The sequence below is a fragment of the Porticoccus sp. genome (assembly GCF_965660005.1).
Taxonomy (GTDB): Bacteria; Pseudomonadota; Gammaproteobacteria; order Pseudomonadales; family Porticoccaceae; genus Porticoccus.
Genome location: NZ_CBFHYF010000011.1, coordinates 42,385 through 52,842, shown reverse-complemented (window position 1 = coordinate 52,842; position 10,458 = coordinate 42,385). Strand labels below are relative to the sequence as shown.

Here is a 10,458-nt window from a genome sequence, read left to right as displayed (position 1 = left end):
GGACTTTCATCAGGTCAATCACTGAACGGTTGACCATGTTCTTGCCGTACATATAGAGAGAAACATTATTCTCCCTATAAAGCTTTCCGATCAGTGGGATCATGGCTTCAGCCAGCGACTCGCGCTCTTTCCAGTCAGCAAAAAAATCGGCAGGAATGGGGCGATGTTGTTCTGTCACGGGTAAACCTCTCATTTTGTTGATCTGGCTCGATGGACGGCAATACCATCACGAATGGGTCGCTATTATCGGTATTCAACCTTTTAAGGGCAACAAAGCACGGTGAATAACCGGTACTGTGACTTGACAATGGTTGATCTGAATCAGCGCGGCATCACTCCGCCACCATTAAAGCAACAGGATAGGCAAATGGTATTGTCAGAGAGGAATGAACGCCATACTTGCCACATTCAGGGCAACGGTTTTGATCACCCGCTGGTTTTTCTGGGCAATGATCAGGGCAAGCATATCCTGATGGGCAATCAATTTACCGAACAGGCGCTCGTAACTGAGATTGTAGCCTTCGCCCTTACGACTATTGGTTAGAATCAACGCGTTACCCTGTTCGTCAAGGTGCGTCCTAATTCGCCACATGGCAATTTCAATGTTGCGGGCACTGTGATAAAGCTTTTGGTGGTCGAGCTTGCTAAGCATGAAAAATTCCGTTTTCAGGCCGTAGGCCTCCCTGATCATACCCGTCATTCCCACCATCAGGGCAAACACCCGATCACCCTTGAATGCCGGATCCAAAGACAGCTGGATGGCCTCGATCCCGCCACCTCCAAGCTCAGCAAACTGCGGCTTTCCCGGGTGGGTAAAAATTTGCGTGACACGAAGCTCTATCGTCTCGCCGGGGACTTTCTGTAATTCCCGCGGGTTTCTTTTATAAAGCTTCACTGTCAGTTTTTTGAGCAACTGTTCGACCTGCTGATAATGCAGGTCAGCCACCATGTCGATGTCCGTTTTGGCCAGATTCTGAACCCGAAACGAGGAGCCGCTGCAACCGGTCATTACCAGCAGGAACAGCGAACAAACCCCTACCAGCAATCTACCTCTGAATGGAAAACGCGGATACAACATATCAATCTCTCTATTGCGCCGCTAAAATAGCATACCTTCGAGGTCAACCCACAGAAGTGCCATTCCAGTATGTCGATTTTGTCACTACCGCCAGCCAACAAAGCTGGCGACAAGCGTGTTTGGCAGGATGTACGGGGTGGCAGCGCCCTGGTCATCGCCGAAGCAAGTCAACAGGCGGGGCTGATCCTGGTCATTACAGACTCGGCAAGGACCACAGCTGAGCTTGAGTCCGAACTGTGTTTTTTCCTCGGAAATGAAGCCGCTGTTCTCCATTTCCCTGATTGGGAAACGCTTCCCTACGATATTTTCTCGCCACATCAGGATATTGTCTCCGAACGATTGCGAACCCTGTTCCGGTTACCGCAGACTCGTAACGGTGTCGTGATCGTGCCTGTCAGCACCCTCATGCACCGCCTGCCACCTGCCGAGTTTGTTAATCAGCGGGCCTTCGATTATCGACGCGGTGATCGACTCGACCTGAGCACGTTGCGCACCCAACTGGAATCTGCGGGCTATCGCTTTGTTGATACCGTTGTCGAACACGGTGAATACGCTGTCCGGGGAGCACTGGTCGATATCTTCCCGATGGGGGCCACGCTGCCCTTTCGTATCGACCTGTTCGACGATGAAATTGAAACCCTCCGCACCTTCGACCCGGAGACCCAGCGAACACTTCAGCAAACCGAGCACATACACCTTCTGCCCGCAAGGGAAGTCCCGTTGGACAAACCGGCTATCCGACGTTTTCAGGATAACTGGTTGTCCTGCTTTGATGTCGACGAGCGACGCTGCCCGGTATTCAGAGATGTCAGTGAAGGCATACCACCCCAGGGTATAGAGTATTTCCTGCCACTGTTTTTTGAAAAAACAGCCACCCTTTTTGACTACCTGCCCGATCAATGCCTGATTTTTACCGATGGAACCGTAGAACAGGCCGCCGAAAAATTCTGGCAAGACGCCAGCCAGCGTTACCGGGAATACGGCATTGATCCGACACGCCCCCTGCTCCCTCCGACGGCATTATTTATCCCGACTGAGGAACTCTTCGGCCATCTGAAAAAATACCCCTGCACACGAATCAATGGTGAATCGGATCAGCAGAAAAATTGTTTTTCTCTCCACATATCGGCACCGCCACCTGTAGACATAGATGCTAAGGCAGACAACCCCCTACAAAAACTCCAGGTACACCTGGCGGACACCAAACAGCGGGTGCTGATCTGTGCGGAATCTGCGGGCCGCCGAGAAACCCTGCTGGAACTGCTGAACCGTCAATCTATCCGCCCGGAGGATGTCTCCGACTGGCAGTCTTTTGCCAGTGGAACACAAACCCTGGCCATAACGGCCTACCCACTGACCCGCGGCTTTGTTGTAAAGCCGGCAAAGATCAGTTTGATCACGGAAACAGAGCTGTTCGGCCAGCAGGTCATGCAACGGCGGCGGCGCAATAAAGAACGCACCGAAGCTGACCAGGTCATCAGAAACCTGACCGAACTGAGTGTCGGAGCACCCGTGGTTCATATCGATCACGGCGTCGGTCGCTACCTGGGATTACAGACCATCAGCGCCGGAGGTGAACCACAGGAATTCCTGATGCTGTCCTATGCCGACCAGGCAAAGCTTTATGTGCCAGTAGCCTCACTGCATTTAATCAGCCGCTACAGCGGCGCGGAAGACTCCTTGGCACCCTTGCACCGACTAGGCACTGACCAATGGCAAAAAGCCAGAGATAAAGCCCTGCGGCAAATCCGCGATACAGCCACCGAATTGCTGGACATCTATGCCACACGCGCCGCTCGCAAGGGGTTTGCCTGCCGTGACACAGAAGCGGACTACCGCGCTTTCTGTGCTGACTTCCCTTTCGAGGAAACGCCCGATCAGCTGGACACCATCGAAGCTGTCAGGCAGGACATGCTGGCTGAGCAACCCATGGACCGGCTGGTTTGTGGGGATGTTGGCTTCGGAAAAACGGAAGTCGCCATGCGCGCCGCCTTTATCGCAGTAGCGAGCGGTAAACAGGTGGTGATGCTGGTGCCCACCACCCTTCTGGCCCATCAACACCTGGAAAACTTTCGCGATCGCTTTGCCAACTGGCCGGTCACTATCGAGGAACTGTCGCGATTCCGTTCAGACAAGGAACAACAGGAAGTTCTTCACCGTGCGGGCCTGGGAAAAGTCGATATTCTGATCGGCACTCACAAACTGCTCCACGCCAAGGTGAACTACAAAAACCTGGGGTTGCTGATCATTGATGAAGAGCATCGTTTCGGCGTCCGCCAGAAAGAACAGATCAAGGCACTGCGTGCGGAAGTGGATATTCTGACCCTGACGGCCACACCCATTCCACGCACGCTGAACCTGTCGATGTCAGGCATTCGGGACCTGTCGATTATTGCCACGCCCCCGGCGCGGAGACTCTCGGTAAAATCCTTTGTCCGACAGAGCGACCCCAGAGTTACCCGTGAAGCGATCCTGCGGGAAATACTGCGCGGCGGACAGGTCTACTACTTACATAATGAAGTCAAGAGCATTGGCAAAACGGCGCGGGCGATTGAAGAGCTCGTGCCAGAGGCACGGGTTAATATTGCACACGGTCAGATGCGCGAACGTGAACTGGAAAAAGTCATGTCGGACTTTTATCACCAGCGTTTCAATGTACTGGTATGTTCTACCATTATCGAAACCGGCATCGATATTCCCAGCGCCAACACTATCATCATTGATCGCGCCGACAAACTGGGCCTGGCTCAACTGCACCAATTGCGGGGACGGGTGGGACGATCTCACCACCAGGCCTACGCCTATCTGCTGACGCCCGAGCCAAAAACCATGACAGCCGAGGCGTTGAAGCGTCTCGAAGCCATTACCCATGCCGACCATTTGGGGTCCGGTTTCACGCTGGCCACCCATGATCTGGAAATTCGTGGCGCCGGCGAGCTACTCGGCGAGAATCAGAGCGGTCATATTCAATCCATTGGTTTTACTCTTTACATGGAACTGCTCGACCGGGCGGTCGACGCTCTGCGCAAAGGCAAGGCGGTAGAGCTGAATGTGTCTTTGGCCGAAGATATCGACATCAATCTGAATCTGCCTGCGCTGATACCCGAGGATTACCTGCCGGATGTTCACATGCGTCTGATGATGTACAAGCGCATTGCCAATGCCGCTACAGACGATGAATTATGGGAGCTGCAGGTGGAAATGATTGACCGTTTCGGGCTGCTTCCCGATTACCTGAAGAATCTCTTTCAGGTCACGTCACTGAAGCTTCAGGCCAGACAACTCGGTATTTGTAAAGTTGAGGCCGGACCAACGGGTGGTCGGATTGAATTTGGTAGTAATGCGCTGACGGACCCGTTGGTGATCGTACAGATGGTGCAAAAAGAACCTGCAGTTTTTCGACTTCAAGGGGCATCAACCTTAAAATATACTCTGCCGATGGCAACAAAAGAACAGCGACTTGAGCAGCTTCAGGCATTATTGACTCGACTAACCCCCCAAACAATGGATATTAAATGAGACGAATCAAAACCGCCGGCACACCTATCAACTGCCTTCTGCTATTGGCCATCACTTTCGGCACAGGTCTCTCTGGCCAGATCAGAGCGGATCAAAACGCCAACTGGTATCAGATTGAAGTGATTATTTTCAGCCAGCAGGATCTCTACCAAGACGAACAATCCCCCACCAATATCACGCTGCAATATCCCCAAAACTGGCATCGACTTGGTGATGATACAGTAGAGGAACAACCTTCTATCCATCGCGTGCAGGAAGATCTCAAACTGGGGCCAGAGGAGTACACCCTGAACCGCACCGCCGGCTATCGGGTACTGGCTCACATGGCATGGCGTCAGCCAGGCATGGAGCAGGCAAAAACCCCCTGGATCATTGTTTCCGGTGGCCACCGTCACGGCAGCCATCATGAGTTGGAGGGCAGCCTCCGACTGGTACTGAACCGCCATCTCCACGTTCAGGCAGATCTCTGGAAAACCAGTTTCGCCAGTATTTCAGGGACTGTCAGCACTTCGCCCAACAACGCAAATCAACCGGACATCTGGCCACAATTGCCGATCCAACCCTGGCTGATCGAAGACCGGACTCTCAGCCAAAGTCTGCCTGGTACGGCCGCGGCTACAGTGAATCGTATCGAAAACCGCCATCCACCGGTTAAAAAAATCAGTGTCCTGAAACAATCAAAACAAGTGGACCTGAATGAACTGACCTATCTGGACCACCCTGAAATGGGTGTGCTGGTACTGGTAACACGTCACACGTCGACCGTGGCCGACTGACCTCGGCACAAAGAATTTGAGCTTGAAAAAAGTGTCAGCCGTTTCAGTGCTGTGGATTGGCCAGCGCCCGGGTCAGGACCTTGCATACCAACGGCATACTGCCCGTCATCATGCTCTCTATCTGCGTTTGTGAAATCAATTGATCACTCAAACCCGCCGCCATGTTTACCACCAGGGCCAAACAGGCATAGGGAATTTGTAACTCACGGGCCAGAGCCGCTTCCGGCATACCTGTCATGCCAACAATATCACAGCCGTCATTGGCCATTCGCCCAATTTCGGCAGCGGTTTCCAGTCTTGGGCCCTGCGTGGCACCATAAACGGCCTCCGCATGAACCCTTGCCCCACAGGCAATCGCCGCCTGCAAAAGCCTGTCTCGCAGACTATCGTCATAGGGAAAAGTGAAATCAATATGCTGCAAAGGCCGATCCGCGTTATCCGAGTACGTGTGATCCCGCCCCCAGGTATAATCGACAAGCTGATCGGGAATAACCAGATCGCCCGGTCCCATTTCACCATGGATGCCACCCACCACGTTGACAGCATATATGGCTTTCACACCCTGCGAGCACAGCGCAGCGATATTGGCCCTATAGTTAATCAGGTGGGGCGGCAACTGATGATTCACGCCATGTCGCGCCAGAAACACAACCTCTGTATTACCCAGAGCGCCACAATAAAGGGGAGCAGATGGTCTACCCCAGTCCGTCATCACCTCAAGCTGCTCCCGGATACGCAGGCCGGCAAAACTGTTCAACCCACTGCCACCAATAATACCGATACTCATTCGACCTCCGCGGCCTGTAACAATCGGAGCTGGTCGGGAATGTGAACTGTAGACGTTGGAAAGGCAATCTCCGCACCGTGACGGGCTACAATATCGCTGACCTTAAACAGCACATCCTGTTTAACCTCGTGAAAGGCCACCCACTTGGTCGTCCTGGTAAACGTGTACACAAAGAAATTGATCGAGGAAGCACCAAACGAGACAAAATTGACGATCAGAGTCTGCGTCTGGTCGATTTCCAGATGATCACACAGCATCTGTTTCACATCGGCGACGATACCCGCCATTTTATCAATGTCCTGATAGCGAATGCCCACCGTTTCATATATCCGCCGATTAAACATACGTGAGGGATTTTCCAGGGCAATACTGTTAAATACCGAGTTCGGCACATAGAGCGGGCGCTTGTCAAAAGTACGTATACGTGTCAGTCGCCAACCAATATCCTCCACCGTGCCCTCGATCTCCTTATCCGGGGAACGCACCCAGTCCCCCACCTTGAAAGGTTGATCCAGGTAAATCATCAAACCGCCAAAGAAATTCGCCAGTAGGTCCTTGGCGGCAAACCCCATTGCGAGGCCACCAATTCCGCCAAAGGCCAGCAAACCGGAAATACTGTAGCCAAAAGCCTGCATGGCAATGAGCGTAGCGGTGATAATCACCGATGCACGCAGCAATTTGCCAATGGCTTTGACCGTAGTCTCATCCACGGGATCACTGGTGTAGTCGGGATGTACCAGATTTCGTTCAACCCTCTTGATCAGATTGAGCAGAAATAGCGCCGCCAGAAAAATAATGATCACCCGGTTAACAGGTGCAAGCAGTTCATACCATTCGGAATTCGCCTCTCTTGCGGCAAGGGCTGCAGCAGAATTGACCCCCAGTGTCCAGATTGCCCAAACCACCGGACGACGACAGGCCTCGACCAGGGCGTCGTCCCAGAAGTTGGCCGTCATTTCTGCGTGCTTTTGCAGAAAATCAAGCAATCTTCCAGCCAGATACCCCATCACCAACGCTGCCAGCACAATCAGAAAGATTTCGGCAATTAACAGATAGGATTCACCGGTAATACCAATTAACCATTCTTCAAACTGCTGCATGATATGGGCCCTGTTCGCTAATTCTCTAGGATTTCTGCGAGGTTCCGTGAAGTGCTCTGCCAGCGTTCAGAGGACCGCAATTCATCCCAGTCCGGACACTTTCCAGCAGTCATTTTATTCAGCCTGCTGGCGGGCTCAAAATCGCTTTCACTGAGAAAATTCATGACCTCGAGCGCACCCTCGCGGTTATTGCAAACCAGCACCATATCGCAGCCTGCGTCTAGGGCGCGGCGCGCTTTGTCCGAATATCCACCCATCAGATCAGCGCCCTTCATGGACAGATCGTCACTGAAAATAACACCCTGAAACTGTAATTCCTCACGCAATATCTTCTGCAACCAGATTCGGGAAAAACCTACCGGTGCAGAGTCAACATCCGGATAAACGATATGGGCTGGCATGACAGCATCCAGCTCGCTGGCAAGCCTGACAAACGGTTGCAAATCAAGCTGGCGCAATTGCTGGAGTGAGCGGTTGTCATAAGGCGTTTCAAGATGGCTATCCGCAGAGACACCCCCATGACCCGGAAAGTGTTTCCCTGTTGCCGCCATGCCTGCCTGGTGCATGCCATCAATGAAAAGACGGGCCGCCCGAATGGCATGCTCCGGATTATCAGCAAACGATCGGTCACCAATCACCGCGCAGTTATTCCGGTCCAGATCCAGCACAGGGGCAAAGCTGAAATCCAGGCCACAGGCAAGCAGCTCAGAAGCCATCAACCAGCCGACGTCCTGAAGCAATGCCTCGTTACCCGCCCCGCTCAATAATAAATCACCCAGCAACTGCATTGGTGGCAGGCGGGTAAAGCCATCGCGAAAGCGTTGTACCCGACCCCCTTCCTGATCGACACAGAGCAGCAACTCAGCTCTTATCGACCGAATATCTGCCACCAGTTCAGTTAGCTGGCGTCGGCTGGCAAAATTCCGGGAGAAAAGGATGATACCGCCCACTGACGGATGGAGAACCAATTCCCGCTCATCGGCAGTCAACACCATTCCTTCCAGATCGAGCATCAATGGGCCAATCGTCATAACTGAACACCTTTATTGATAGGGGGCGCAACATAAGAAGGCTGTCATGTGTTGTCAACCTTTTGACAGATTAGACGAATTTTTCATTTTAAAAACAACTTGTTATGACATTAAACGCTTAAGCTTTTTTCATTGCTTCTCAATGAGGATAATTATGCCTTTCTGACAGGGGTAGTTACACCGGTTTTTTAAATAGAAACTCACTCACTGCGAATGTTTGCTCTCCCAAGGGACCATTCCACTCGTCCGAAATACATCGGGGAGCATGTGCACTTTACCCCCGTTGGTGATACGTTGAACTAACAATGAAGCAAAGAGGAGCGGATCATGGCTTCACAAGTTCCCGTTATCGGCGCCTGGTATGAAGACGCCACTCAGGATGACATTTTCGAAATTGTTGCAGTGGATGAGCACAGTGGTTCCATAGAGATTCAACACGTGGGTGGAGAGGTCAGTGAAATAGACTTCGAGACCTGGCAACAATTCATTCTGTTACCAGCGGAACAACCCGAAGATTGGCGGGCATCCTATGAACTGAGCAGCGAAGACAGCCAATTTCCAGATGACATTTATATCCCTGACAACTGGATTGATCCTCTGATGGATATTGATGCTGATACCATTTACGGACTCGATGATTTTTAGAGCGTCCGGTCATTGCTCCTGTCTTCCTGTATTATTCGGCAATTTCCTGTGCCTGCAGCATGCGAGCATGCTGCAGGATTATCTTTGCCGCACTCTCGGCATCATCAACCACACTGAATAAGTGCAAATCTCTCTCTGAAACACAACCGTGCTCCAACATGGTCCCCCTCAACCAATCCAACAAGCCCTACCAATAACTGCTGCCCAATAGAACCACTGGAAAGGGTCGCACTTTATTGGTTTGCACCAGCGTCAATGCTTCAAACAACTCATCTATCGTGCCATAGCCCCCCGGAAATATGACAAAGCCAATGGCATGCTTGACGAACATGAATTTGCGCACGAAAAAATAGCGAAACGCCAGTGATACATCCTGAAATGCATTGTGACTCTGTTCCATTGGCAGGGAAATATTCAAACCCACAGATGCAGCACCCGTAGCGTAACAACCCTTGTTTGCCGCCTCCATAATACCGGGTCCGCCGCCTGTAATAACCGGCACACCTTCTTTACCCAGAATGGCTCCGAGCTGAACAGCCTCTTGATAGTAAGGGGAGTCAGCCTGCAAACGCGCACTACCGAATACAGATACAGCACCACCCAGACCTGACAGACATTCAATGCCATCCACGAGTTCGGACTGAATGCGCAGCACACGCCACGCTTCAGGGATCTTAATCTCTTCCATTGGTTATTCCTCCAAAGACCCTTCACTGCCCATGTGTTTTTACTATTCACGTTCACCCAGATCATACTGGCATCTCAATCAATCCGCAGTTGAAAAACCTTTTTCTCAGCAGTCATTTGACTCTATACTGTAAATAATTACAGGCTATATTTATTTACAGCATTATGAGCAACGGTCTTGCAGCAACGCATGCCGACGAATCTCGAGGTATAAAATGGCAAGTACATCTCTGACTGCCCGTCAACAGGAAATTCTGACCCTGATCAAACAGCATATCGATGAAACCGGGTACCCCCCTACCCGGGCAGAAATTGCCACCGCATTGGGGTTCAGATCACCGAATGCTGCTGAAGAACATCTCAGGGCGCTGGCACGCAAAGGGATGATCGAAATGATTTCAGGTGCATCCCGTGGTATCCGACTACTGGATGACCAGCCCGCAGGCCTTCCATTGATCGGCCGTGTGGCCGCCGGGGATCCCGTCCTTGCGACAGAAAATATTGAGGACTATCTGGACATCAGTGCAAGCCTGTTTAATCCAAGAGCAGATTTTCTGTTACGTGTCCATGGCAGGAGCATGAAGAACGCCGGCATCATGGACGGCGATTTACTGGCTGTCCATAAAACAGCACAGGCTCAAAAAGGACAAATTGTCGTCGCACGCATTGAGGATGACGTGACCGTCAAGCGCCTGGGCAAAAGCCTGAAACGCCATGAAATACTGCTCGAACCGGAAAATGAGGAAATGGCCCCTATTGTGGTCGACCTGCGGGAGCAAAGTTTTGTGATTGAAGGTTTGGGGGTCGGGGTTATCAGGAGACATACACCATAGTT

General features: G+C 51.8%; 10 protein-coding genes. 4 read left to right on the top strand and 6 right to left on the bottom strand.

Features of this window, described 5'->3' with window-relative positions; genetic code table 11:
* Positions 1-376: 376 nt before the first annotated feature.
* Complete coding sequence (locus tag ACTF5G_RS04460; protein ID WP_438951614.1) at positions 377-1,078, bottom strand: hypothetical protein; 702 nt, start codon at positions 1,076-1,078, stop codon at positions 377-379.
* A gap of 69 nt (positions 1,079-1,147) precedes the next feature.
* On the opposite strand from ACTF5G_RS04460, the gene mfd reads away from it, so the two are divergent.
* Positions 1,148-4,597 carry a transcription-repair coupling factor gene (gene mfd / locus ACTF5G_RS04455; protein WP_438951613.1) on the top strand — a complete coding sequence of 1,150 codons (3,450 nt, stop codon included), beginning with the start codon at positions 1,148-1,150 and terminating at the stop codon, positions 4,595-4,597.
* A complete protein-coding gene (locus ACTF5G_RS04450; RefSeq protein ID WP_438951612.1) occupies positions 4,594-5,373 on the top strand; it encodes a CsiV family protein in 780 nt (259 codons plus the stop codon). The genes mfd and ACTF5G_RS04450 overlap by 4 nt, the downstream gene beginning before the upstream one ends.
* 43 nt (positions 5,374-5,416) lie before the next feature.
* On the opposite strand, the gene ACTF5G_RS04445 is transcribed toward ACTF5G_RS04450, so the two are convergent.
* Genes ACTF5G_RS04445 through nagZ form a run of 3 tightly spaced genes read right to left on the bottom strand, consistent with a single transcriptional unit; the run spans position 5,417 to position 8,291 of the window.
* Entirely contained in the window at positions 5,417-6,160 is a 744-nt protein-coding gene (locus ACTF5G_RS04445; protein WP_438951611.1) for an S-methyl-5'-thioinosine phosphorylase, read from the bottom strand.
* A complete protein-coding gene (locus ACTF5G_RS04440; RefSeq protein ID WP_438951610.1) occupies positions 6,157-7,260 on the bottom strand; it encodes a mechanosensitive ion channel family protein in 1,104 nt (367 codons plus the stop codon). Before ACTF5G_RS04440 ends, ACTF5G_RS04445 begins: the two co-directional genes overlap by 4 nt.
* 17 nt (positions 7,261-7,277) lie before the next feature.
* Positions 7,278-8,291 (bottom strand): beta-N-acetylhexosaminidase, encoded by a 1,014-nt coding sequence (gene nagZ, locus ACTF5G_RS04435; RefSeq protein ID WP_438951609.1) that lies wholly within the window; start codon positions 8,289-8,291, stop codon positions 7,278-7,280.
* A gap of 327 nt (positions 8,292-8,618) precedes the next feature.
* On the opposite strand from nagZ, the gene ACTF5G_RS04430 reads away from it, so the two are divergent.
* On the top strand, positions 8,619-8,936 hold the full coding sequence (locus tag ACTF5G_RS04430; protein WP_438951608.1) for a DUF6763 family protein: 318 nt from the start codon (positions 8,619-8,621) through the stop codon (positions 8,934-8,936).
* 31 nt (positions 8,937-8,967) lie between these two features.
* Here the strand turns inward: ACTF5G_RS04430 and ACTF5G_RS04425 are convergent, their stop codons facing one another.
* Positions 8,968-9,096: a hypothetical protein gene (locus ACTF5G_RS04425; RefSeq protein ID WP_438951607.1), complete on the bottom strand. Its 129-nt coding sequence runs from the start codon at positions 9,094-9,096 to the stop codon at positions 8,968-8,970.
* Between the two features lie 27 nt (positions 9,097-9,123).
* The gene (locus ACTF5G_RS04420) at positions 9,124-9,624 is read right to left on the bottom strand and encodes a TIGR00730 family Rossman fold protein (protein WP_438951606.1); all 501 of its coding nucleotides are present in this window, start codon (positions 9,622-9,624) and stop codon (positions 9,124-9,126) included.
* 214 nt (positions 9,625-9,838) lie between these two features.
* Here ACTF5G_RS04420 and lexA point away from each other — a divergent pair, with 214 nt between their 5' ends.
* Complete coding sequence (gene lexA / locus ACTF5G_RS04415; protein ID WP_438951605.1) at positions 9,839-10,456, top strand: transcriptional repressor LexA; 618 nt, start codon at positions 9,839-9,841, stop codon at positions 10,454-10,456.
* Positions 10,457-10,458 lie beyond the last annotated feature (2 nt).